The organism is Nostoc sp. CHAB 5836 (assembly GCF_020829445.1).
Classification (GTDB): domain Bacteria; phylum Cyanobacteriota; class Cyanobacteriia; order Cyanobacteriales; family Nostocaceae; genus Nostoc.
Map to the genome: position 1 here is coordinate 39,207 of NZ_JAIVFV010000017.1, position 26,188 is coordinate 65,394.

Annotated in this window: 18 protein-coding genes and 2 pseudogenes; 14 read left to right on the forward strand and 6 right to left on the reverse strand. The window is 45.5% G+C overall.

Annotated elements, in window-relative coordinates; translation table 11 throughout:
* Positions 1 to 302 precede the first annotated feature (302 nt).
* Positions 303 to 3,053 carry a calcium-binding protein gene (locus LC605_RS05730; RefSeq protein WP_229546603.1) on the forward strand — a complete coding sequence of 917 codons (2,751 nt, stop codon included), beginning with the start codon at positions 303 to 305 and terminating at the stop codon, positions 3,051 to 3,053.
* A 201-nt stretch (positions 3,054 to 3,254) separates the two neighbouring features.
* On the opposite strand, the gene LC605_RS05735 is transcribed toward LC605_RS05730, so the two are convergent.
* Positions 3,255 to 3,404 (reverse strand): hypothetical protein, encoded by a 150-nt coding sequence (locus LC605_RS05735; RefSeq protein WP_229546604.1) that lies wholly within the window; start codon positions 3,402 to 3,404, stop codon positions 3,255 to 3,257.
* Between the two features lie 133 nt (positions 3,405 to 3,537).
* On the opposite strand from LC605_RS05735, the pseudogene LC605_RS05740 reads away from it, so the two are divergent.
* Positions 3,538 to 3,744: pseudogene (locus tag LC605_RS05740) on the forward strand (hypothetical protein); the annotation flags it as partial.
* 89 nt (positions 3,745 to 3,833) lie between these two features.
* On the opposite strand, the gene LC605_RS05745 reads toward LC605_RS05740, so the two are convergent.
* The gene (locus LC605_RS05745) at positions 3,834 to 4,400 is read right to left on the reverse strand and encodes an SRPBCC family protein (protein ID WP_229546605.1); all 567 of its coding nucleotides are present in this window, start codon (positions 4,398 to 4,400) and stop codon (positions 3,834 to 3,836) included.
* Positions 4,401 to 4,935: 535 nt separating this feature from the next.
* On the opposite strand from LC605_RS05745, the gene LC605_RS05750 reads away from it, so the two are divergent.
* The 6 genes from LC605_RS05750 to LC605_RS05775 all read left to right on the forward strand — a co-directional run bounded on the left by LC605_RS05750 (position 4,936) and on the right by LC605_RS05775 (position 14,971).
* Entirely contained in the window at positions 4,936 to 5,130 is a 195-nt protein-coding gene (locus LC605_RS05750) for a hypothetical protein (protein ID WP_229546606.1), read from the forward strand.
* Between the two features lie 97 nt (positions 5,131 to 5,227).
* The gene (locus LC605_RS05755) at positions 5,228 to 6,463 is read left to right on the forward strand and encodes an NAD(P)/FAD-dependent oxidoreductase (protein WP_229546607.1); all 1,236 of its coding nucleotides are present in this window, start codon (positions 5,228 to 5,230) and stop codon (positions 6,461 to 6,463) included.
* Between the two features lie 195 nt (positions 6,464 to 6,658).
* Entirely contained in the window at positions 6,659 to 7,711 is a 1,053-nt protein-coding gene (gene lpxD, locus LC605_RS05760) for a UDP-3-O-(3-hydroxymyristoyl)glucosamine N-acyltransferase (RefSeq protein ID WP_229546608.1), read from the forward strand.
* Between the two features lie 659 nt (positions 7,712 to 8,370).
* Positions 8,371 to 10,650 (forward strand): ATP-binding protein, encoded by a 2,280-nt coding sequence (locus tag LC605_RS05765; protein ID WP_229546609.1) that lies wholly within the window; start codon positions 8,371 to 8,373, stop codon positions 10,648 to 10,650.
* Positions 10,647 to 11,120, forward strand: coding sequence for a response regulator (locus LC605_RS05770; protein ID WP_229546610.1), 474 nt, complete (start codon positions 10,647 to 10,649; stop codon positions 11,118 to 11,120). Before LC605_RS05765 ends, LC605_RS05770 begins: the two co-directional genes overlap by 4 nt.
* A gap of 473 nt (positions 11,121 to 11,593) precedes the next feature.
* Positions 11,594 to 14,971, forward strand: coding sequence for a PAS domain-containing protein (locus tag LC605_RS05775; RefSeq protein WP_229546611.1), 3,378 nt, complete (start codon positions 11,594 to 11,596; stop codon positions 14,969 to 14,971).
* Between the two features lie 230 nt (positions 14,972 to 15,201).
* Here the strand turns inward: LC605_RS05775 and LC605_RS05780 are convergent, their stop codons facing one another.
* A complete protein-coding gene (locus LC605_RS05780) occupies positions 15,202 to 16,107 on the reverse strand; it encodes a CoB--CoM heterodisulfide reductase iron-sulfur subunit B family protein (RefSeq protein WP_229546612.1) in 906 nt (301 codons plus the stop codon).
* Positions 16,108 to 16,666: 559 nt separating this feature from the next.
* On the opposite strand from LC605_RS05780, the gene acpP reads away from it, so the two are divergent.
* From acpP to tkt, 4 genes are all read left to right on the forward strand, one after another.
* On the forward strand, positions 16,667 to 16,921 hold the full coding sequence (acpP, locus tag LC605_RS05785; RefSeq protein WP_229546613.1) for an acyl carrier protein: 255 nt from the start codon (positions 16,667 to 16,669) through the stop codon (positions 16,919 to 16,921).
* 261 nt (positions 16,922 to 17,182) lie between these two features.
* Positions 17,183 to 18,433, forward strand: a complete 1,251-nt coding sequence (gene fabF, locus LC605_RS05790) for a beta-ketoacyl-ACP synthase II (RefSeq protein ID WP_229546614.1) — start codon at positions 17,183 to 17,185, stop codon at positions 18,431 to 18,433.
* Positions 18,434 to 18,639: 206 nt separating this feature from the next.
* Entirely contained in the window at positions 18,640 to 18,837 is a 198-nt protein-coding gene (locus LC605_RS05795; protein WP_229546615.1) for a hypothetical protein, read from the forward strand.
* Positions 18,838 to 18,849: 12 nt separating this feature from the next.
* Complete coding sequence (tkt, locus tag LC605_RS05800; protein WP_229546616.1) at positions 18,850 to 20,877, forward strand: transketolase; 2,028 nt, start codon at positions 18,850 to 18,852, stop codon at positions 20,875 to 20,877.
* 569 nt (positions 20,878 to 21,446) lie between these two features.
* Here tkt and LC605_RS05805 read toward each other — a convergent pair.
* Both LC605_RS05805 and LC605_RS05810 read right to left on the reverse strand, forming a co-directional pair.
* A complete protein-coding gene (locus LC605_RS05805) occupies positions 21,447 to 22,577 on the reverse strand; it encodes an aldo/keto reductase (protein ID WP_229546617.1) in 1,131 nt (376 codons plus the stop codon).
* Between the two features lie 147 nt (positions 22,578 to 22,724).
* On the reverse strand, positions 22,725 to 23,222 hold the full coding sequence (locus tag LC605_RS05810) for a bifunctional nuclease family protein (protein ID WP_229546618.1): 498 nt from the start codon (positions 23,220 to 23,222) through the stop codon (positions 22,725 to 22,727).
* A 340-nt stretch (positions 23,223 to 23,562) separates the two neighbouring features.
* On the opposite strand from LC605_RS05810, the gene LC605_RS05815 reads away from it, so the two are divergent.
* Positions 23,563 to 24,243 (forward strand): riboflavin synthase, encoded by a 681-nt coding sequence (locus LC605_RS05815; protein ID WP_229546619.1) that lies wholly within the window; start codon positions 23,563 to 23,565, stop codon positions 24,241 to 24,243.
* A gap of 17 nt (positions 24,244 to 24,260) precedes the next feature.
* Complete coding sequence (locus LC605_RS05820) at positions 24,261 to 24,986, forward strand: Uma2 family endonuclease (RefSeq protein WP_229546620.1); 726 nt, start codon at positions 24,261 to 24,263, stop codon at positions 24,984 to 24,986.
* A gap of 381 nt (positions 24,987 to 25,367) precedes the next feature.
* Here LC605_RS05820 and LC605_RS05825 read toward each other — a convergent pair.
* Positions 25,368 to 25,844 (reverse strand): annotated as a pseudogene (locus LC605_RS05825) (GDP-mannose 4,6-dehydratase); the annotation flags it as partial.
* Positions 25,845 to 26,188 lie beyond the last annotated feature (344 nt).

The window sequence follows — 26,188 nt, forward strand, 5'->3', positions numbered from 1 at the left end:
GAACGATTTACCCCGGATTATTGAGCGGTTACGAAACCAGTCTAAATAGATGCTGCATTTGTTTGAACGAACTTTGGGGATTTAAGTCCCCTGCTTCTATCAAGCAGCGCCTTTTGATGCCTAAGCTAAATCCCCGTCACAAAACGTAATTGCGAACTTGTGCCGAGCGAAGTCGAGGTATTGTGAATTGCGAATTGGTTTAACTACCTATCTAGGGTTTCTCCCCGTTGGCAGGGCTACTCATAGATGACACTTTTGCCAGCGAATATCTCTGAATCAAACTTATAACCGAGGGGATTGATATGGCAGACATTATTGGAGACAACAGCAATAACACTCTAATTGGCACGTTTTTTGGTGACGCTATCGTTGGTCTGGGCGGTGATGATGCCCTCTTTGGTGGGGGCGGCGATGATGACCTCTTGGGTGGGGCTGGCAATGACTCGCTTAATGGCGAGAACGGCAATGACCTTCTCAATGGTGAGGACGGCGAGGACACCCTGCTTGGTGGGTTCGGCGATGATGTCCTCGCTGGTGGATCTGGCAATGACCTTCTCCAAGGCGAGGGGGACGACGATCAACTCCTTGGCAGCATTGGTGACGACACCCTGCTTGGTGGGTTCGGTAATGATGGTTTCCTTGGTGGAGTTGGCAATGACCTTCTCGAAGGCGAGGACGGAAATGACCAACTCGATGGAGAAGACGGTGAAGACCAACTCTTTGGCGGGGAAGGGGTTGACACGCTCAATGGCGGGGCTGGCGATGACCAGATTGATGGCGAGGATGGCGATGACACGCTCAATGGCGGGGCTGGCGATGACACTCTCCTTGGCGAGGCTGGCAATGACCAACTCAAAGGAGGGGACGGGGATGACCAAATCTTTGGTGGGACTGGCATTGATACTGCTGACTATTCAAATACCACTGCTGGTGTCACCGTTAACCTAGCGACTGGAACTGCCAGTGGAGCGGCTGGGAATGATGTCCTATCTAATATCGAACAAGTCTCTGCTTCTGGTTTCAACGATTCCCTAACTGGCGGGCGCGGTAATGACAACCTCTTTGGTAGAGATGGCAATGACCTGCTTGATGGTGGAGTTGGCAATGACCTGCTTGATGGCGGGGCAGGCAACGATATTGTTCGTGGTGGGGCTGGCGATGACACCTTGCGTGGTGGGACTGGCAATAACCGACTCTTGGGTGGAGATGGTGTTGATACTGCTAGTTATTTCGCTGCCACTGCCGGAGTCACGATTAAAGTTGCCACTGGAACCGCTACTGGGGAGGGCAGGAATGATGTCCTGTTGGAGATTGAAAGATTCGTTGGTTCTAGGTTCAATGACACCCTCTTGGGCGGAGCTGGCGATGACTTCTTCCTCGGTGGTGGGGACGGGAATGACTCTGTCAATGGTCAGGCTGGTAATGACCGCCTCTTTGGCGATAACGGCAATGACACCCTCCTTGGCGGGACTGACGACGACTTTGTCAATGGCGGGAACGGCAATGACTCCCTCCTTGGCGGTAGCGGCATTGACATCCTCCTTGGTGGGGCTGGTGATGACCAACTCCAAGGTGAGGACGGGGCTGACACTCTCATTAGTAGAGAAGGCAATGATACCCTGCTAGGCGGCAGCGGCAATGACGTTCTGCTTGGTGGAAGTGACAATGACCAACTCCAAGGTGGAAGCGGGGATGACCAACTCTTTGGTGGAACTGGCGCTGATACTGTTGATTATTTAAATGCCACTGCCGGAGTCACCGTTGACCTTAGCACTGGAACTGCCAGTGGGGGAGATGGGAATGATGTCCTGTTCAATATCGAGCAAGTCTTGGGTTCTAGTTTTAACGACTCCCTGATTGCAGGAAGCAGCAGTAATACCGTCTCTGGCAGTGATACCCTCTTTGGCAGTGATACCCTCTTTGGCAGTAATACCGTCTTTGGCAATGATACCCTCTTTGGCAGAGGCGGCAATGACACCTTGGTTGGTGCGGGTGGCGATGACTTTCTTGATGGTCAGGAAGGTAATGACCTCGTCTTGGGCGAGGATGGGAATGACAGCCTGTTTGGCGGGGCTGGCAATGACCAAGTCGAAGGAGGAGAAGGCGATGACACCCTCCGTGGCGAGGTCGGCAATGACACTCTCCTTGGAGGGACTGGAAATAATGTCCTCATAGGCGGGGTCGGCAATGACACTCTCCTTGGAGGGACTGGAAATAATGTCCTCATAGGCGGGGTCGGCAATGACACTCTCCTTGGAGGGACTGGAAATAATGTCCTCACAGGCGTTGATACTAACGGTTCTGATTCTCCTGGATTAGGGGAGGTTGATACCCTAACTGGAGGGTCTGAGGAAGATCAGTTCATACTTGGAGATGCGACTAATGTCTTCTATGACGATAACAACAGTGGAAGTAGTGGTTTGGCAGACTACGCTACCATCAGTGGCTTCGACTCCAACGAAGATACAATCCAGCTCAAAGGAGCACTGGCAGACTATCGCTTGCAGACTGTCGGAGCCGATACAAGGGTATTTCTGGACAACTCAGGGGGAGAGGTAGATGAACTCGTTTTTGTTGTGCAAGCATCGCCTCTGAAGCTTGATAGTGACGCCTTCCTGTTCTACGAGAAAGAAAATGCTGGACAAGGGACAAACAACACACTAGCCACTGCTGAGGGGCTAGGTACTTTAACATCAGGTTCACAAGTTAATACTTCTGCTCAACTGGCAATACTTCCTGATAAACTGGCAACACCTCCAAAGAACAATCCTGATTTCGACTTTTTCACATTTTCTTTAGCCAACCCAGGAACTGTGACTATCAGCACGGAGAATCTTACTGTCGATACAATTATCGGTCTATTTAATAGTGGCGGGAACTTACTGAATTCTAGTGATTCTCCATCAATCACCGCTTCACTAGGGGCAGGTACTTACTCCATTTCAGTAAGTGATTATGATTACTTCCCGCAAAATGGCGGGACTTTCAATTCTGCTTCTGGCTCTTTTTCTTTTAATCCTGGTTCTTATACGCTAGAAGTCACTGTAGCCTAAGAGGTTGTTTGAAAAGTATTTGGCTGTATCGAAAACACTTATTGATCCCCCCTAACCCCCCTTAAAAAAGGGGGAAGAATCAAAGTCCCCCTTTTTTAAGGGGGATTTAGGGGGATCTAAAACGTTTTGTTACCGAGAAGAGGACTTTTCAAACATCCTCTAAAGACAAATGGTGCTAAGAAAAGCGGAAACAGTTGCCAATTAAGAAGTTTGCAGTTGTTTACGTAATTCTTGTCGAGGTTTTGTCATGAAGGGGTAAGCTTTGGGGCGGCGTTTTTGAACTCGTGGTTCCCTGCGTGCGGGACGGTCAGTAACGACTTTGTGAACGATAATTTTGATTGTTCTGCTCATCCATCATTACTATCCGCTCAATAAATCGGGGGTAACTACCAGTTCAGGAACGAGTTTACGCCATTTGAGCCTTGTCACTGAACGATTTACCCCGGATTATTGAGCGGTTACGATAATCAAACTAATTGAGAGAGCGATCGCCAACATCGCGATCGCCAGTATTTTACCCGACAGACCATATTTAATCTTGGGCTTGAGCCTAGTAGTTGGGGCATCTATTTCCATCTTAGTGCGGGAAGCGATCGCCCCCTCACCTCAGAGGCGAATTACCCAACTAACAGCATCCCTATTACTCATCATCAGCCTTTATGGCTTTGCTGACTTAATTTACACTCTTTGACACTCCCCTAGAAATGGAATTTCGGGGCTACTGCGCCGCAGAAATCCTGGTGTCAAACTCCAAAAATTCAAATAATTCGTAATTACGAATTACGAATTATGTTGCCCCTTACAAAGTACTTGTCGCATTTTACGCATATTTGCAGGTAACTCTAAATTCATTGCTTGTTGAATGAAAATTGATGGAATTGGAATCAGAGGTGTAGCTTGCACAGTATAAGCAAGGATTGTGCCATTACCACAATCTTTGAGTTCTAAATTGGCTTTAAAGTCCTCAAAAGTCCCTTTTTCCATGCGAAATTGGATTTGTTGCCCTAGCACCTCTACAACGTTGAGGTAAATTTCAACTTGAGCTGTGAAAAAGAAAAAGGCTTTTTGTGCTGCTTGATACAGACGTTTGACTTCACCTTTGTGTGATATCTCGCTTTTCGTGACATCGGGAAAATATTGCACCCACCGAGGATAATCAGTTAATTGCTGCCAAACTTGCGATCGCACCATCGGTAAATACATCCAGGCTGTGACAGCGCCACCCCAGGTTTTGTGCGATCGCGTTTCTACTAAAATTTCACCCTGTACCAGCAACTTTTGCTTGTCTTGACTCCAAGCTATATCTGAACCTGCAATAATTGAGTCTGATATATAAGATGCAGACATAATGATTTAGTTACTCCTCAACTCATCCACCTAAATGGAGCTGAAACTACAAGCCATAAAACTTGATTTAGATCCAACTCATTAAATTTTACTTTCAGTCTAATACCTATCTTTTCTGGATAGAGTGCTTTTTTCGTGATTATTTCAGTCTCTTTACTATCAAAACTGTGTTTCTTAACACAATTAACACAATCAACACTTAAGTGAATTTTATCAAAGCAATATCTCTAGATCAAAAGGGCGTTGTTAACAGGTAGAATGACACAAACACCACCTAATATCAAGCACTTTACGCCAACGCCTGGATAGGATCTAGCAATTTTTACCTATTATTTATGATGAAACTGCAATTTCATCGTAACTTCATATATAGGAATCCTACTTGAATCTTGCTCAGTATACTGAGAAGTCAAGGTTTGTATGTCAAGCTTCTAGGCAGCTTGATTGTTCAAAAATCAAATAGGAGTCCTATATGCCAGTTGCGTAAGTCCTAATTAACAAAGTGTAATGTTTGTTGAGTTGAGAGGAAAAGTCGGTGAGTCAATCTTCTTTAAATCGTAGATTAATCCAGATTGTCGGTATCCTTCTCGGCATCAGCGTAGCCGTCTGGGTATTGAGAGGTTTTGGTATTCTTAGTTTTATTCCAGGTGGAATTATTTGGCTACTACTACTTGGAGCGATCGCAATTGGGATTATCAGTTACGCCCAAAGGACATGGTGGCGTTTTTAATCGGGAAGCAATGCCACAAAAGACCAATTTGAACTAGTTGAAGAGTGAAGATAACCGCTAGCCTAGTAAAGTACGTGCTATTGAGAAATTTTAGAACTTGCTACCGTTACAAATTGTAGTTATTGGGGGTGGGGCAGCAGGATTTTTTGGCGCGATCGCTTGTGCTAAAGCCAATCCTCAAGCCGAAGTCACTTTACTCGAAGCCAGTCGCCAACCCCTAGCGAAAGTGCTAATTTCTGGTGGGGGACGCTGCAACGTTACTCATGCTTGCTTTGACCCTGAAGAGTTGGTGCAAAATTACCCCAGAGGTGCAAAAGCTTTGCGGGGTGCATTGACTCGTTTTGGGCCTGAAGATACAGTAGCTTGGTTTGCGGCTCATGGAGTTTATCTAAAAACTGAAGCTGATGGCCGGATGTTTCCGGTCACCAATACTTCAGAAACCATTGTGGAATGTCTAATTAAAAGGGTGGCGACATCTGGGATAAAACTCCGTATCGGTACACCTGCAACTTCGGTGAAACTAACCTCAGCAGATGGGGGGTTTGAGATTCTGCTGAAGTCGAAAGAGACGATTAAATGCGATCGCCTACTTCTGGCCACTGGTAGCAGCCTTGCAGGTTATAAAATTCTTCGGGAGTTAGGTCATCAAATTGAACCGCCAGCACCCTCGTTATTTACCTTCAACATTGTTGATCAAAAGCTGCGGGAATTGGCTGGAGTTAGCGTTAACCCTGCCCAATTGCGGTTATCTGCGGGCGGAAAATCCCAGTTACAACAAACTGGGCCACTACTAATTACCCACTGGGGTTTGAGTGGCCCCGCAGTTCTGAAGCTTTCTGCTTGGGGTGCGAGAGTTCTGCACGAAAGCCGCTATCAAGGCAAATTATTGATTAATTGGCTACCTAATTTGCACCAAGAACAAGTGCGAGAAAAAGTTTTAGCAGTTAAGGATGAATGGGGAAAGAAAGCGATCGCATTGCATCGCGGCGTTGACCTACCACATCGTCTCTGGCAATATCTGATTGCCCGTGCAAGTATTACTACAGAAGACCGTTGGGCAGAAATATCTAGTAAAACCTTAAATCAATTGGTGCAAGAACTTACAGAAGGACAATACTTAATTAGTGGTAAAGGAGCCTTCAAAGAAGAATTTGTTACCTGTGGTGGTGTTAACCTGAAAGAAGTCAATTTTAAGACGATGGAAAGTAGGTTAGTTCCTGGTCTTTATTTTGCCGGAGAAATCTTAGATATTGATGGCGTTACTGGTGGGTTTAACTTCCAAAGTGCTTGGACAACGGGGTATTTAGCAGGGATAGCAATGGGGAGTAAGTAGGTCGGCGCAATTAAAGCTAACTGGCTAAGGCTGTCATTTGTCCTAAGTCAATTGGTCACTAGTAAAGATTTTAAGGCTATTTACGTTTCGTAACATACTTTGATTTTTTCGCGCCAACTTACTTAATTCGTAAAGTACAAAGCCGCAAAAATAAAGCTACCATCCTTTGTAGAGCAATTTTGAACACACCCAACAATGAAATTCAGCGAAATCCTCAGCCAATTTGGTGACGCAGCTACCAATCATAGTCTGACTAGTAACCCAGACCATGATCCAGAAATTACCGGGGTAGCAGCCATTGATGAAGCTACTAACGGTACTCTCAGCTATGTAGAAGGGGCAAAATTTAGGTCTTTTGTTGGCAATACCAATGCTAGTGCTTTAATTTTGCCCCAGGATGAAAAATTACAGGTGCTTGCACAACAGAGAGATATTGTCTGGATAGCGACCCCCGATCCGCGACTGTTGTTTGCCAAAGCGATCGCACTTTTTTACCAACCATATCGCCCCGCCCCAGAAATTCATCCCACTGCTGTAATTCACTCTACGGCAAAAGTTGCTAGTGATGTTTATATTGGCCCCCATGCTGTGATTCAACAAGGGGTAGAAATTGGCAATGGCGCAATCATTCATCCAAATGTGGTGATTTATCCAGATGCCAAAATCGGCGATCGCACCATCTTACACGCCAACTGTACCATCCACGAACGCAGCCGCATCGGTGCAGATTGCGTCATTCACAGTGGTGCTGTCATTGGTGCAGAAGGCTTTGGTTTTGTTCCGACTCGGACTGGTTGGTTAAAAATGGAACAATCCGGCTATACAGTTTTGGAAGATGGTGTGGTAGTTGGCTGTAACACCGCCATTGACCGTCCAGGCGTTGGAGAAACACGGATAGGTCGCAATACAGTAATTGATAACTTAGTCCAAATAGGTCACGGTTGCCAAATTGGTGCTGGCTGTGCGATCGCAGGTCAGGCTGGTATGGCAGGAGGTGTTAAACTAGGAAATCGGGTTATTTTAGCTGGACAAACAGGAATAGCCAATCAAGTGAAGATGGGAGATGGAGCGATCGCATCTGCCCAAACTGGAATTCACAGCGATGTTGCACCAGGAGAAATTGTCTCAGGAACTCCTGCCATTCCTTACAAATTATATCTCAAGGCATCTGCTGTTTATAGTCGCCTGCCAGATATCTATCAATCGTTAAAACAATTACAACGTAAATTCAAAAATACCAGTGATTAAAATAAGTAAGTCGGCAACAATAAATCAAACTATATTACGAAACGTAAATACACCTGAAACCCTTATAAATGACTAAGGACAAATGACAAATGACAGCCTTAGCCAGTTAGCTTTATTTGCGTCGCTCTACTTAATTCGTAATTAATCATTTGACAATACTTTTTAGATTAGCCGCTATTTACCACCAGGGCTATTTCACTCTAGACATAAACCAATACGCTTGGGTTAGCGTCAAAAACCTTGTATTGCGTAGGTTGGGGAGCCACTGCGCCCTTGCGGTTAAGAGACTTGAAGCACGTGGCGTTTGAGGAACGAAACCCAACCGAAGAGCGGGGTTTGTTGGGTAACACTAAACCTGGATTTCTCACCACATCTCATTAATTAAATAAGTAAAGAGTAATAAGTAATGAGTAAAGAATCTTACTTATTACTTATTACTTATTACTTATTACTTATTACTTCACCCGCGAGGGGAGCAGGGGAGCTTGTGAGAAATGCGGGTAAAGTTCAACCCAACCTACAATTATCTACAAAGCCAAGCGTATTGGTCTTTAGACGACTTTCGCTATTAGACTCAGAATTGATTCTGAGGCGGGCTAGATGAGAATGAAATAGCCCTGATTTACAATCCCAACAATCAGAAGTTTGAGAAACTGAAAATGACTGATGAGACGATTGATTTGACAAACTGCGATCGCGAGCCGATTCACATTCCCGGTCTGATTCAGCCTCATGGGGTTTTATTAGTTTTGCAAGATCCCACCCTGGAAATTGTTCAGGTGAGCAGTAACACCCAGGAAATTCTTGGCCGTCTTCCTGAAGAATTACTGGGTAAGCCACTGTCAAACTTACTCGATGCCAAACAAATTAAGTTGATTCAACAATGTCTAAAAGAGGATTTTGAGAGCGTCAATCCCCTCAACTTGTCCCTCAAACATTTGAATAAATCAGTTTATTTTGATGGCATTGTGCATCGTTTAGATCTGATGATTATTCTGGAAATTGAGCGAAAAAAGTCCAAAGTAAAAACAGACTTTTTTGACTTCTATCACCACGTAAAAGGAACCATTACCCGCATCCAAAAAGCACCGACACTCTTAGAAATGTGCCAGGTGGTTGTCCAAGAAGTCCGGCGAATCACTGGCTTTGATCGCGTCATGGTCTATCGATTTGATCAGGAAGCAGCAGGCAGAGTGATCGCGGAAGATACCAGTCATCAAACGTCTTATTTAGACTTACACTACCCAGCCTCTGACATTCCCAAGCAAGCTCGACAACTATATACCCTCAACTGGCTGCGGCTGATTCCAGATGTTAATTATCAACCTGTTCCGTTAATTCCAACAAATAATCCCTTAAATAATCAACCGCTCGATCTCAGTTTATCAATCTTGCGGAGTGTGTCTCCCTTTCATCTAAAGTACCTGCAAAATATGGGCGTGACTGCCTCCATGTCTATTTCCCTGATGTACGATCAAAAGCTTTGGGGATTGATTGCTTGTCATCATTCATCACCCAAATATGTTCCTTACAATATCCGCACCATCTGCGAGTTCATTGGACAGGTGATGTCTATAGAACTAGCGAACAAAGAAGCGAGTGAAGACATTTACTACAAAATGCAATTGAAGGCACTACAAACCCAATTCATCGAAGCATTGTCTCAGGCTGAGTATTTCCTCGATGGCATAGTGCAACTGAAATCTCAATTACTGAATCTGGTGAATGCCACTGGAGCCGTGATATACAGTGTTGAAAATTGCATTCAAGTGGGTGAAACACCCTCTGAAAAGGAGGTTCACGCCTTAATTAATTGGATTAAACCTCAGTTTGCTCATAGCCTATTTGAGACGCGATCGCTCACTAAAAATTACCCAGTTGCCGAGTCATTTAAAGCGATCGCCAGTGGGGTGTTAGCCCTGGAAATTTCTAGAGTTCAGCACAATTACATTCTCTGGTTTCGTCCAGAGGTAATTCAAACCGTGAATTGGGGCGGAAACCCCAACAAACCTGTAGAAGTTCTCTCAGATGGCAGTTTGCAGATGTCTCCTCGCAAATCCTTCGATTTGTGGCAAGAAACGGTGCGAGGTTGTTCCTTGCCCTGGAAACCCTCTGAAGTCGAAACAGTTGCCGAACTGCGAAGCCTAATTGTGGGCATTATATTGCGCCAAGCAGACGAACTGGCATCGAGGAATTTGGAATTGCAACGCAGCAATGAAGAACTCGATGCCTTCGCCTACATTGCCTCCCATGACCTGAAAGAACCGCTACGAGGCATTCATAACTATGCCAATTTCTTGATCGAGGACTATGGAGAAGTACTGAATGACGATGGCGTTGCAAAACTCCAAACTCTGGTGCGGCTGACGCAGCGAATGGAAGACCTGATCAATTCACTCCTCCATTTCTCCCGGTTGGGACGTGCCGAACTGATCTGGCAAACAGTAAATCTAGATGAATTAGTCCAGCAGGCGATCGCCACCCTCACCATTACCCGACCACAAAGCGAAGTTGAGTTTCGCATTCCCCAACCGCTTAAGAGTGTTCAATGCGATCGCGCTCAAATCAATGAACTCTTCACCAACCTGATCAGCAACGCTATTAAGTACAATGATAAACCACAGAAGTGGGTCGAAATTGGTTTCATCGAAGAAAATGGGGAAGACAAAATGGAAAATGGGCAAAGAGAAATTGCTCCCACTACTGTGACTTTCTACATTCGTGATAACGGCATCGGCATTTTACCAGAGCATCTCGACAAAATCTTTCAAATCTTCCGCCGCCTACATGGACGGGAAGACTTTGGCGGTGGGACTGGGGTGGGGTTGACTATTGTCCGCAAAATTGTCGAACGTCACGGTGGGAGAATTTGGGTAGAATCTATACTCAGTGAAGGCAGCACATTTTACTTCACCCTGTCGGCAAAGGGAAACCCATGAATCGCATTTCAGCATCCCCGACCAAGCAAACACCATTACTTTTAATTGTGGAGGATAGCAACGAAGACTTTGAGGCACTGCAACGATTTCTAGGGCGTTCTTCCATGACCATCCCGATTCAGCGATGTGTGAATGGGGAACAAGCATTAGCGTTTCTTTACCGAACTGGCAGCTATGGCGATCGCCAGAGTGCGCCCCGTCCCGGCTTGATTATCCTTGACTTGAACCTACCCGGAACTGATGGACGAGAAGTGTTGTGCCGGATTAAAGAAGATCACAAATTGAAGATGATTCCGGTCGTCGTATTTACTACCTCTAACAATCCCAAAGATATTGAGGTATGCTACCAATGCGGTGTTAATAGCTACATCGTCAAGCCGATCAATTTTGCTCAACTCAAACGAGATATTCAGATGCTGGTAGAATATTGGTTTGAAATAACGACCCTCCCCGAATGCCCGCAGGATTAAAATAATTCGTAATTCGTAATTCGTAATTCAGTTTTGTAACGGGGATAAAGACAATAGCCACAAAACTTGCCGTTTGTTAGTTGCCAGGGACTTAAGTAAGTTGGCGCAAAAAAAAACAAGTATGTTAAGAAACGTAAATAGACTTAAAACCCTTACTAATGACCAATAGACATCGCCAAGAATGTAGAGACGTAGCACTGCTACGTCTCTACAAGGGTTATGGGTAACGCATATTTAATTTCACCAGATGTCTAATGACAAAGGACAAAGGACAAATGACAATTGGACTTTGGACAAATGACAAAGGACAAATGACAGCCTTAGCCAGTTAGCTTTAATTTCGCCGACTTACTTACAGCAATTTTCAGTCCCTAACTCAACCGTAGTAAAATCTTGATCATCTGAAGATTTTAGCGCTATTTGACAAAAATTAATTTCTCTATGGTAATCTGCCGAATGTAGGTTTAATCAGGATGTCTCAGCAACAGCGCACCCTCTTAATTGTCGATGACTCCCCAGAAGACCGAGAACTCTATCGGCGGTATTTGCAACGCGATCGCGAATATTCTTATAAAATCCTGGAAGCAACGCTGGGGCGGCAAGGGCTAGAACTTTGGCAGCAACACCAGCCAGATGCCGTTTTACTTGATTATCGACTGCCTGACCTGGACGGACTGGAATTTCTAGCGAAATTGCAACCCCCGACTCAACAACCATGCCTACCTGTGATTGTGGTAACGGGGCAAGGCAATGAAGCGATCGCAGTTCAGGCGATGAAAGCGGGCGCACAAGATTATCTTGTCAAAGAGCAAATTACCTCAGAAAGGCTGCAAGTAGCAGTCAATGGGGCAATTGAGACAGTACAGCTACGCACCCAACTGCAACAGCGTATTGAACGGGAGCGCGTAGTCTCACATATTACCCAGCAAATTCACCAATCGCTGAATCTGGATGAAATTCTTCAGACAACCGTAACCGAGGTACGGCAGTTTCTCCAGACCGATCGCGTCCTGGTTTTTCGGTTAAAACCGAATGGGGATGGCACAGTCATCGCCGAATCAGTTGCGGGAGAATGGCGATCGCTGCTTTCCTCCACTGTCTATGATCCTTGCCTCGCTGAGAGCTACATCCGATACAACCCACTGGAAACTGTCAGCTACGATCCCGCCTTTGTCGAGAATTATATCGAACGCTATCGTCAAGGTTACGTAACTGCGATATTTGATATTCATGATGGCAGTATTGACCCATGCCACGTTGAATTGTTGGCTCAGTTTCAAGTGAAAGCTAATCTGGTTGTGCCAATTATTCAAGATAATCAGTTTTGGGGATTGCTGATTACTCATCACTGTGCCTCTTCTCGATTTTGGCAGCCCTTAGAGATTGACTTGCTCAAAGAGCTGGCAATTCAGGTAAGTATCGCCTTGCGACAGGCAGAATTGTATCAACAGGCACAGCATGAATTAAAGGAACGCCAACAGGTAGAAGCGGAATTACGGGAAAGCCAAGAACGGCTGCGATTGGCACTGTCAGCCTCTCGGATGGGAACGTGGAACTGGAACATCCAGACCGGAAAAATTTCCTGGTCGGATAGCCTGGAAGCCTTATTTGGACTAGAGCCAGGAGAATTCGACGGCTCATTTGAGATGTTTGGATCTCGGCTGCACCCTAAAGATCGCGATCGCGTCCTAGCAGCCGTAGATCATGCGATCGCCACCGGAGAAGATTATGACATTGAATTTCGGGTGGTATATCCCAACGGCGAGATTCGGTGGGCACTGAGCCAGGGCAAGGTGTTCTACGATCAATACGGACAACCGATTCACATGGCGGGTATTGATATAGATATCACCGAACGCAAACGGTCAGCTGAAGCGTTGCAGGATAGTGAGGAACGTTTTCGGCAACTCGCAGAAAATATTGATGCGGTGTTTTGGATCAGAGAAGTCTCCGAAAACCGCGTTAGCTATGTCAGTCCTGCCTATGAACGTCTGTGGGGATTGAATCGGCAGGAATTGTATCAAGGAGAACAAGTATGGATTGCTCGGATTGACCCAGAGGATCGAGAATCCACCCAGAGAGCATTTCAAGAAAAAGCAGCCGCAGGTGAATTTGATCAAGAATACCGCATTGTCTTAGCCGATGGTAGTATTCGCTGGGTTCGCGATCGCTGCTTTGGGCTTCGAGATGAAACAGGAGAGATTTATCGGTTTGCAGGTATTGCCGAAGACATCAGCGATCGCAAACAAGTAGAGGAAGCATTACGCCAAAGCGAGGAACGCTATCGGTGCTTGGCAGAATTAATTCCACAATTAGTCTGGACAGCCAACCTCGAAGGAGGGTTACTAGATGTCAATCAACGTTGGTTGGAATTCACAGGATTAACGCCCGAACAAGCCCAGACAAGCGACTGGAAACAGATTGTCCATCCGGAAGATGTACTGATTCTGGCTCAACAGTGGAGCGAGGCAGTACAACAGGGTACTTCTTATCAAGCCGAAGGTCGTATGCGGCGGGTAGATGGTGTATATCGCTGGCATCTGCACCAAGCAATTCCCCAAAAGGATAAGCTTGGTCAAATTGTCAAGTGGTTTGGCAGTGCAACTGATATCGAAGCGCAAAAACAACTGGAGGCTGAACGCGATCGCCTATTCCAGCTAGAGCGAGCTGCGCGGGCCGAAGCCGAACGCGTCAACCGCATCAAAGATGAGTTTTTTGCCATCCTCTCCCACGAATTGCGATCGCCGCTCAACCCGATTCTGGGGTGGACAAAACTGCTGCAAACCCGCAAATTTGATGAAACCAAAACGGCTGAAGCTTTGGCTACCATCGAACGCAACGTTAAACTGCAAACTCAACTCATTGATGACTTGCTAGATATTGCCAAAATTCTGCGCGGCAAACTCAGCATTGATGCTGCTCCCGTGAATCTGGCATTTGTGATTGAATCTGCCATCGACACGGTAAGAACAGCAGCCATTGCCAAATCAATTCAGTTCCATCTGGTACTGCCGAGTATTGGGCAAGTCTCTGGAGATTCCACCCGCCTTCAACAGATCGTTTGGAACTTACTTTCCAACGCTATCAAGTTTACCCCCAACGGAGGACGGGTAGAAATCCGACTACAGCGAGTCGATGAGCAGGCACAAATTATTGTCAGTGACACTGGCAAAGGTATTAACCCTGATTTTCTCCCGTATATTTTTGAGTCATTCCGCCAAGAAGATGTCTCAATTACTCGCAAGTATGGGGGATTAGGACTGGGGTTAGCGATCGTCCGTCAATTAGTTGAGGCTCACGGCGGCACCATCACAGCTGAGAGTCCTGGTGAAGGGTTGGGAGCCACCTTTACAGTGCAGTTACCACTGCTGAATGTTGAACTGGACATTAAGCCGACAGATCAGTTGTCAACACAAGCACTAGATCTTAGAGGGATTCGCGTCCTCACAGTGGATGATGACCCCGATGCCCGTGAGCTATTAACAGTAATGCTTACTGAATACGGAGCCGCAGTCCTGACCGTTGGCTCTGCGGCACAAGTGTTGGCCAATTTGGAGTCCTTCCAACCCGATGTCTTAGTTAGTGATATTGGGATGCCCAAAGTCGATGGCTATTCCCTGATTCAACAGATCCGAACTTTACCCCCGGAAAAAGGGGGACAGATACCAGCGATCGCTTTGACTGCCTATGCAAGAGCCGATGATCACCAGCGAGCCATAACCAGTGGTTATCAATGGCACATTACAAAGCCCGTTGATCCAGAAGAGTTAGTTCAAGCTGTGGTGACACTCGTATACAGTCTTGACACTCCCCGCGCTGAAGCGACGGGGATTCTTGAATCTAAGACATGACTTGCTCATGCAGGTTTTCACTCTTCATGAGTAGAGGACTCATCTCCCCAAGCGGGGAAGAGCATCTAGCGCAAAGGTTCCTGTATGCCCTACAGTACCCAATCCCCTACGCAAGTGTCACAAAAATAAAAGCTTTTAGTTTGTAGTAAGGGCTTCAGCCCTGATGAAAGAGGACTAAAGTCCTCACTACAAACTAAAAATAATATGCCAGTGGCGTAAGTCCTAAAAAACTAAAATCCTAATTTTTCCAGCACTGGCTTTGTAGAAACAACGTGGCGATCTAAACCCAGTTCTTTTGGACTAACCCCAAGTGCTAAAGCAATCAACTGGGGTAAATGCAATACCGGTAAACCTAGCTTTTGCTCAATCACTTTTTCTACCTCTGGCTGACGCGAATCTAAATTTAAGTGGCACAGAGGACAAGGCGTAACTATACAGTCAGCACCAGATGCTAAAGCATCCTGAATATGCATCCCCGCCATCTTAAAAGATTGGGTAGTGGCATAACTAGAAAGCGGCCAACCACAACATTGTGTCCGCCCTCGGTAATAAATTGGTGTTGCACCCACCGCTAGAAACATATTTTCCATCGCTTCCGGTTGGAAAGGGTCATCATCGGGCATAGATTTTTGGGCACGGAGAAGATAACAGCCATAAAAAGCCGCACATTTTAATCCAGTTAATTTCCGAGTGACACGTTTGGTAATTTCCTCTAAACCATAATCTGTCACCAAGGCGTAAAGAAGATGTTTAACGTCAGTACTGCCGCGATAAGGCGAACAGCCTTCTTTATGCAGCAAGCCATTAACTTGTTCAATGTAGACAGGATTAGTTGTTTGGCATTCTTTCAGGTGTTCATTGACATGACCGATAACACCTTGACAAGTGCTGCAATGAGTCAGTAAGGGCAAATTTAATTCTTCTGCTAAAGCAATATTTCGAGCGTTAACTGTATCTTCTAGCAGTTGCGAATCTTCTTTAAATGTGCCAGAACCACAGCAAGCAGCTTTTTTAAGTTCAACCAGTTCAATGCCCAGTGCTTGGGTAAGGGCTTGAGTTGACTGATAAAGTTCCCGGCAGGCCCCTTGGGCAACACAACCGGGGAAGTAAGCGTATTTGAGTGTCTGAGGTAGCATAGGTGTATATTTGGGTTAGAGCGATCGCTCTAAACAATAACTGTTTTATCATTCCCTTGTTAGCACCAAAGTTCTGATGTTTGACCAAGAGCAACCCTTTAACAGTAAACAGTAAACAGTTATCTATTTATCCCGCAAGTTTTTGCCTACGCCGTACAGGTGGAATGCTTTGGTGGCGGGTCTAAATCCCCCACCATCCGCCTGATAAGTGATAACTGATAACTGATAACTGTTTTAACCGCCTGGTTAAAAGCCGCAGCATCTAAATATTCTGGTTGCTAGCAAGGCTGTAAATACGGATTGAGACATCGTCAAAAATTTTAGCAATAATTGGAAAACCGAAGCATTTACAGGGTATCGGCGATGGCGTAACCCCCTCCACTGCTCAAGTATTCTCAGAAAGCTTACCCGATTCATTTGAGAAATGGGAGGAGTTTTCTAGCAGAAAAAGCCTTGGCAGTATACTGGCGATCGCGCTTGACGATAAGATGTATATGCTCAAAACAATGTTTCCTTTCAAGAGTAGAACCTAGCAACTGGTTAAGGACTTTTATTACTTATGAGCCAAACGGAACTTTTTGAAAAAGTCAAGAAAATCGTCATCGAACAACTGAGTGTTGAATCCCCTGATAAAGTCGTACCACAAGCCAAGTTTATGGAAGACCTGGGAGCAGATTCCCTGGATACCGTTGAGTTAGTGATGGCTTTGGAAGAAGAATTTGATATCGAAATCCCCGACGAAGCTGCCGAGCAAATTACATCGGTTCAAGACGCAGTAGACTACATCAATAACAAAGTTACCGCATCAGCCTAACTGGGGATTAGGGATGGAAATTGGGGATTGGGGATGGGAATTGGGGATGGGAAGACTTTTACCCGCACCTAGTCAGCCGAAAGGTGACGCTTTTAACGTCGCTAACGCCAGCCAGTGATGGTGAGCTACTGCGGTCTTGGGATCTCCTCAAGTGAACTAAGTAAATGGCGTGGAAACCCCCAACACCACGCTGGCTCACACTACCTACTCGCTAACCCCAAATTTTTTGCCTGCTACTTTTTCGCCATTTTTAACTGAATCATGACAGATTATACACGTAAACGCGTTGTTGTAACTGGTGTTGGCGCGATTACACCTATAGGTAATACAGCAACAGAATATTGGGATGGATTATTGAGTGGACGCAATGGCATTGACTACATCACATTATTTGATGCGTCTCACCATGATTGCCGCATTGCTGGTGAGGTGAAAAACTTTGATCCACATGATTACTTGGAGCGCAAAGAGGCCAAGCGCATGGATCGATATTGCCAATTTGGGGTTGCGGCAGCAAAACAGGCTCTAGCTAATGCGGAGTTAGTGATCAATGACCTGAATGCAGAACAGGTAGGTGTGATGATCGGTTCTGGCATTGGTGGCATTAAGGTATTAGAAGACCAGCAAACTATCTACCTCAACCGTGGCCCCGATCGCTGTAGTCCATTCATGATCCCGATGATGATCGCCAATATGGCCGCAGGATTAACAGCAATTCACACGGGTGCTAAAGGGCCAAACTCCTGTCCTGTAACTGCCTGCGCTGCTGGTTCTAACGCCATCGGAGATGCTTTTCGCTTAATTCAAGGAGGATATGCCCAGGCGATGATTTGCGGGGGTACGGAGTCAGCTGTCACACCATTATCGATAGCTGGGTTTGCCGCCTGTAAAGCCCTCTCTTTTAACAACGATGACCCAGCTCATGCTTGCCGTCCTTTTGACCGCGATCGCAACGGATTTGTTTTGGCTGAAGGTTCAGGAATTCTCATTTTAGAAGAACTGCAATCCGCCATCAGTCGCGGCGCTCACATTTATGCCGAAATGATTGGCTATGGGATGACCTGTGATGCTTACCATATCACTTCCCCCGTACCTGGTGGGCTGGGAGCAGCTAGAGCCATAGAACTGGCTCTCAAGGATGGCGACATAACTCCCGAACAGATTAGCTACATTAACGCCCACGGCACTAGCACCCCGGCTAACGATTCAACTGAAACCTCAGCAATTAAAAAAGCCTTGGGAGAACACGCCTATAAGGTAGTAATTAGCTCCACCAAATCGATGACAGGTCATCTATTGGGCGGTTCTGGAGGTATTGAAGCAGTTGCAACAGTACTGGCGATCGCCAATGACCAAATTCCGCCAACAATCAATTTGGAAAATCCCGATCCAGAGTGTGACTTAGATTACGTACCTAACTCTAGCCGCGCTCAAAAAGTCGAGGTAGCAATATCCAATTCTTTTGGATTTGGCGGTCATAATGTCACACTGGCCTTTAAGAAATACGTCTAAAAGAAGGCAGGAGGTAGGAGTCATAATTATTCACGCGATGTGCAACTTATTCTTAAAACCCGCTTCCAAACCTCTCCCCGAAAGGTCGAGAGGCTTTGATTCTTGCTCCCCTTCCCTTGTAGGGAAGGGGTTGGGGGTTAGGTTTCAGAGAAAGTTGTACACGGCGTATAATTCAGTAATTTGATCCGACTCTGATCCTTTGCCCGATGCCCAAAGTATCACAAATATCATTTCGATATAACTTAAGCGTTCACCATGACCCAATTATCAGCTTGATTTATCACCAGAAACTCCAGAGATCCCGCTTGTCCATCGACAAGTGGGAGTGGGATGATGAGGATACTGTGGGGAATCTAAAACAACCCCAGCAAGAGAAGCTACCAAGAGTGCTAACCCGTCGTTAAAAACAAGAGATTATGACTGTTGCAACCCAATCCCTCAAAGAACTGTCCCTCGAAGAACTTTGTATTAACTCGATCCGCTTCTTGGCTGTTGATGCCGTAGAAAAGGCAAAATCGGGACACCCAGGACTGCCAATGGGCGCGGCTCCGATGGCTTTTGTACTTTGGGATCGCTTTTTAAAGTTTAACCCCAAGAATCCCAAATGGTTTAACCGCGATCGCTTTGTCTTGTCTGCTGGTCATGGCTCCATGTTGCAGTACGCCCTACTCTACTTGACAGGCTACGATAGCGTCACCATTGAAGATATCAAGCAATTCCGTCAATGGGAATCCAAAACCCCTGGACACCCCGAAAACTTCATGACCCCAGGCGTGGAAGTCACCACCGGGCCACTCGGTCAAGGAATTGCCAATGGAGTTGGTTTAGCGATCGCCGAAGCGCACCTCGCCGCTAAATATAACAAACCCGATGCCAAGATTGTTGACCATTACACCTACGTAATTTTGGGTGACGGTTGCAACATGGAAGGAATTTCTGGTGAAGCTGCTTCTTTTGCGGGACACTTGGGACTTGGCAAACTCATCGCTTTGTACGACGATAACCACATTTCCATCGACGGTTCCACAGATGTGGCATTCACCGAAGATGTTTCCCAGCGATTTGAAGCTTACGGTTGGCACGTCCTGCACGTTGAGGACGGCAATACTGACCTAGAAGCGATCGCCAAAGCAATTGAAGAAGCTAAAGCTGTCACCGACAAACCATCCATGATTAAGGTGACAACCACCATTGGTTACGGTTCCCCCAACAAACAAAACACTGCTGGCGTTCATGGCGCGGCTTTGGGTGCAGACGAAATTGCCTTGACTCGTAAGCATTTAGGTTGGGAACACGAGCCTTTCGTAGTTCCAGAAGATGCTCTCAACCACACACGCAAAGCAGTTGAACGCGGCGCAGGTTACGAAGGCGGCTGGAACAAAACATTTGCCGACTACAAAGCTAAGTATCCCCAAGAAGCTGCTGAATTTGAACGCTACATAAGCGGCAAACTACCCGATGGTTGGGACAAGGTACTACCCACCTACACCCCCGAAGACAAAGGACTACCCACCCGCAAACACTCAGAAACTTGCCTCAACAAACTAGCGGCAGTTTTACCTGAATTAATCGGTGGTTCGGCTGACTTAACCCACTCCAACTTGACCGAAATCAAGGGTAAGGGCGACTTCCAAAAAGGAGAATACCAAAACCCTAACATCCACTTTGGTGTCCGGGAACACGCGATGGGTGCAATCTGTAATGGTATAGCGCTGCACACTTCGGGATTAATCCCCTACGGTGCTACCTTCTTGATCTTCACAGACTATATGCGTGCTGCCATCCGCTTATCGGCTCTTTCTCAAGCTGGCGCGATTTGGGTGATGACTCACGATTCCATTGGACAAGGTGAAGATGGCCCCACACACCAACCCATTGAAACTCTGGCTTCCTTGCGAGCCATTCCTAATTTAACCGTGTTTCGTCCCGCAGACGGTAACGAAACCTCCGGTGCTTATAAAGTAGCGATCGAAAAGGCAAAGCAAAACGCCCCGTCTCTGTTAGCATTCACCCGTCAAAACGTTCCCAACTTGGCAGGTACATCAATTGCAGGCGTGGCGAAGGGTGGATATACCGTGGTCGATAGCCAAGGTACACCTGAGATTATCCTAATAGGAACTGGTTCAGAATTGAGCCTTGCCGTCACCGCAGCCGAAAAACTTACAGCCGAAGGTAAGAAAGTTCGTGTTGTCTCGCTACCTTCATGGGAACTATTTGAAGCACAGGATGCGGCTTATAAAGAGTCGATTTTACCAAAAGCTGTCACCAAGCGTTTGTCTGTAGAAGCTGGTAGCAGTTTCGGTTGGCACAAGTATGTGGGTACTGAAGGCGATTGCGTTAGTATCGATCGCTTTGGTGCTTCGGCTCCAGGTGGTATTTGTTTAGAAAAGTTTGGTTTTAGCGCTGATAATGTGTTAGCTAAGGCTAAACAATTGTTGGGTTAATAGCAACAGAATATTCTCTTTCATTGTGCGGGGTGGGCTGAAAGGCCCACCTTTTTTTACGCCCAGGAGCGCTGAGTGAGATTTATAACACAATACGGTTCAGTTAAGGCTAAAACTCTGTTATCCAAGTCAATTTTTTAACGAACCGCCTTCGCGTAGCGTCTCGTAGAGAAGGCGCAGAGGACGCAGAGAGTAGAAAGAGAAGGAAAAAAATTGCTTAACTGAACTGTATTGAGATTTATAACACAATACGCTTGGGATAAGACTGAAACCCTTGTCCAGTGGACAGTGTAGAGACGTTGCAATGCAACGTCTCTACAGGCCTATGGTTCTCCAGAAAATCCTTAACTCAAGCGTATTGATTTATAACAATACTGCGTAGGTTTTTAATATTTGTAGGTTGGGTTGAGCAATGCGTTACCCAACAAACCCCGCTCTTCGGTTGGGTTTCGTTCCTCAACCCAACCTACACATTTTTTATTTTTTGCTACAAACCCTAAATAATATGCCAGTTGCCTAAGTCCTAAAATTAACATTTCAGGGTAAAACCTTCTGCCTCCTTGCCTCCTTCAACTCCACAATCTCCTACCTACTTTCCCAGTTAATTTTTGGTGAGCATCTTCCAATAAAGCTGGAATTTCTAACTTTTCTGGACACCGAGGCAAACAGTCACCGCATTGTGTACAACGGTTGCCTTTCATTCCAGGGAACCAGTGACCCGCATTTTCAAACATTGCGTAACGATATTGCCCATAGTCTTTCATGTCGTATGCCACTGCGAGATTACGTAACCGCAATACCTCTGGAATATTGATATTTTCTGGACAGGGCAAACAGGCATAACACTGGCTACACTTATCAGTTTCTAAAGCAACTTTTTGCTGATTTTCTAAACGCCAGAAAGCAGAAATTTCTTCTGGTTTGAGTTGATTATCTCGGTCAGCAACTTGCAAAGGTTCGATTAATTCATCTGGGTTTGCTGGCCCTATACTCAAAGTAGTAATACGGTTATCGCTAAGTAAAAATCGATAACTTAGTTCTAAAGGTAAATACGGATAACACAAGTCTTTTAAGGTTTGGGGTGGCGTGTAGAGGCGTCCTCCCTTGTCAGCAGGAGAAATAATGAAAATGCCCATATCTTTTTCGGCAGCTAGTTGAATCGCTGGTGCGTGCCGTTGAAAAAAATAGTAATAATGCAGATTGACAAATTCAAACAAATCTGTATTGATAGCTGCCTGAATTATCTCTAATGGCCCGTGGGTAGAAAAACCAACGTGTCGGACTCGACCATCAGCAACAGCTTCCTCTACGGCTTGCATACAGCCATTTTTGGCTTGCACCCACTCCAAATGTTGCCAAGTATTCAAGCCATGAACGCCTAAACAATCTAAATAATCTAGCTGTAGTCGTTCTAAAGATTCGTTGATGTACCGACGCATGGTGTCAGCATCTGCTGTAGCTGAGATTTTGGTAGTGATGTAAAGCTTCGTTCGGGGTACTGACAACCCAGCTTTTAGTGCCCTACCAAGATACTCCTCGCTTTTGCCGTAACCTCTGGCGGTTTCTAGATGATTAATTCCTAGCGCTAAGGCTTGTTCAATTATCTGGTGAGCATTTTCAAAAGAAGCCAGGTAGCGCATTGTTCCCAGAGAAAAAACCGAGAGGTGCAAATTCGTTTTCCCAAAGCGTCGGTATTGCATCTTTAATAAAGAGTTAGGAGTTGGGAGTTAGGAGTTGAACAAAGTAATTCATAATTCTTAACTCCTAACTTTTTTAGCTTAGAAATTAGGAGTTGAAGCAAAATAACTCATAACTCCTAACTCATAACTCATAACTCCTAACTTTATTTAGCTGTTGCCATGATCAAAGCGCTTGATCAAATCTTCAGGACGGAGATTGGAAATAAATTCGCGGAAGGCTTGCTGTTCGGCTTCATCTGCATCGCGATCAACAGGGATAGAAGCATCGGCAATCACTTCTTCCATTACCCAGATGGGGGTATTTGTACGGAGAGCAATGGCGATCGCATCGCTAGGACGCGCGTCAATTTCTTTTCTGACTTCGCCTTGTTGGACGATTAAAGCTGCATAAAATGTATCCTTTTGCAGGGAATGAATAATCACCTTCTCTAGAGTCATGTTCCAAGTCTCTAGAATATTCACAATCAGGTCGTGGGTTAAGGGTCTGGGAGGCTTTTGATTCTCCAGTGCGCCCATAATTGCCCTAGCCTGTTCCTGACCAATGTAAATTGGTAAAGCCCGCCGATCTGAAGAATCTTTCAAAAGTACGATCGGGCTACGGGTTATGGCATCTAATGCTATGCCAGCGACTTTCATTTCAATCATTGGCTAGGCCTCTACAATGCTTTGAGAACCTTGGATGCTGTGTAACAAATAGTACCGATTTTTGGGCAGTTTAGTGACCGGAATAAACATAAGCATTCGTTCTCTATAATTGTTTCTATTAAACTCCGAACTTGTGGTGAAAACCAGAGTAGGTCAAACTAGTCTTGTTAGACAATAACCTTCTTACCCAAGTATGCCTTGTGAAGGATGCTAATGTGTTAATATTCCTATGCAGAACCAAGTGAGAAAATATACTTGGATGTTCGAGATTTTTGTGATAATTACCAATTGACTTCAGCCAAAATTAGGCAATAAATAGAGTTAGTTTGACAAAAAAGCCGTGTTTACAGGATTAATCCAAGCATTAGGAACGATGGAACCCTTAGGGGGCGATTCTTGGCAAATTACTTGTGTAAGCCAGTCGGGTGAAGTAATTATGCAAGATTTGGCTTATGGTGACAGTGTTGCTGTAGATGGTGTTTGCCTGACAGTGGAAAAAGTTTTGAAAGAGGGGTTTATTGCCACTGCTTCACCGGAAACTCTATGCCGCACAACTTTGGGACGTGAGCAAACGCAACAGAGATATGTCAATTTAGAAGCGTCACTCAGGGTGGGCAGCAAAGTTGGCGGTCATTTTGTGATGGGTCATGTAGACGGCATCGGTCGATTGGTAGTGGCAGAACAAACGGCTAGTTCTTGGGAAATGACCTTTATTGCGTCCGAGGCGATCGCCCAGTACATTGTCCCTAAAGGTAGCATCGCTGTCAATGGCATCAGCCTCACAGTCGCCGCATATGAGCCAGAACTGTCTCAATTCAAGGTGGCGGTAATTCCTCTCACCTATGGCGATACAAATCTTCGCTATTTGGTTGCTGGCAGTTTGGTGAATCTAGAAGGTGATATTCTCGGCAAATACGTGGAAAAATTCGTCTATTCTGGCAAACCACACACCACAGCCACTGATGACAATAGTAGAGATGGGATTACACCCGCATTCTTAGCAGAACATGGGTATTTGTAACTGTCAAGATTCTTCTTATGTACCAAACAGACCCGCCTCTCTCTCCCAAAGAAGTCCTACCAACCATGTATGATCTTCCCAGTGAATACCCGGAGGACTCTGGTTTGCCTGACGAATTTCACCTTTTTCAGCCCCAACTTTTGCGCGAAACCTTCTGTCCACCTAATTATCCAGCAGAGGAGGTATTTGTTGCCACTGACTTAAACCTCTATTACGACCTCCGGCATACACTGTGGTACAAACGCCCAGACTGGTTTGCGGCTGTGGGAGTTTCGCGTCTCTACGAACAGCAAAACTTACGTCTGAGTTATGTCATCTGGCAAGAAGGGGTTGCTCCATTTGTAGTGGTAGAATTGCTTTCTCCTGGCACTGAAAAAGAAGACTTAGGACAAACTCTGCGGGAGATTAACCAACCGCCTACTAAATGGGAAGTTTATGAGCGGATTTTGCGAGTTCCTTACTACATTGTGTTTGACCGTTACACCGACAAATTCCAAGCATTCCAATTAGTTGCAGATAGTTACACCGAATTGGACTTGAGTACCCCACGGGTGTGGATGCCGGGTTTGGAACTGGGCTTAGGACTTTGGCAAGGTTCTTACCAACGAATTGAGCGATTGTGGCTACGTTGGTATGATGCATCCGGGAATTGGCTTCCCACGCCCCTAGAACGAGAAAGTCAACGTGCTAACAGATTAGCAGCACAACTGCGAGACTTAGGCGTTAACCCTGATGAGTTATGAAGATGCGATCGCATTAGTAGGGGGACATTGCTGTCCATTGGTGTCAACTTAAAGCTATAAATAGCTTAACTGTTGGCTTCGTCACCCGCCTTGGAATGAATTCCAAGGCTAATAGCTCAAGTCTACTGAAGTAGACTAAAAGTTTTGACAGACTACTAGTCATCAACAGAAGACTTTTGCTATTAGCAAGGAACTTCAGTTCCTTGCGGGACAAGGGTTTTACCTTAAGTTGACAGGTATGATTGCTGTCTGCCTCTAAACATTTTTACTCACCGAATTTTAGATTTTAAATTGTGCATTGAAAATTCAAAATTTCAACTCTAAAGGAGTTTGAGAGGAAGGGAATTCATTTGTGGAATAAATCTCAAATCTCAAATTGACTCACAACGCTTGTAAAATCTCCTCATCTACAGAAAAATCTACTTCAGCTTTATCTTTTGCATTAGCTAAATAATCATTTTCCAAAGAGTCTTGTAACCCAGAAATCAAATCATATTCAGGATGCCAATTTAATTCTGTTTGCGCTTTATTCACTGAAGCAAAGAAATGCTGCACTCGCATGGGAAAAGCTTTGCGCTTGCCGAAATCAAACTTTTTCGGGTCGTAATGGACGATTTTGACAGCATCAGGTGATTTACCAGCCGCAACAGCACTAGCACGAGCTAAACCATCAAAAGTGACAAAGCGATCGCCAGAGATATTATAAATCTGTCCTATGGCTTGTTTATTGCCCAAAACCTGAGTCATTGCTAGTGCCAAGTCTTTTACATGACCTAACTGGGTGATATGCAAGCCATTTCCAGGGATAGGAATGGGGCGATCGCGCACAGCCTGAATTTCAGGAACGTATGCCTGAATTCTTTCAAGTTGCGTTGCTGTATAAGTCGGAGGTGCTACCGCAACACCAGGGCCACCACAACTAATGAGGAATGTGGCCAATAATACTAGAAAAAATGAAAAAATCGAGCGTTGACGCACCATACAGTGAACTTAATTGCTTTTTGTTTGCTGATTAACAGTGTCATTTTAGATCGCTTGTGCAATTTATCTTCAGGGTAACTAAAATTTTGTCATGTAGGACTTACGCAACTGGCATATTATTTGGAGTTTGTAGTGAACGCGAGTGCGTCTCGTTGGCGTGGTCACTGAGTTTACGGTGAGCATCTCGACTTTGCTCGTTGGCGTAGCCTAAGAAGAGATGG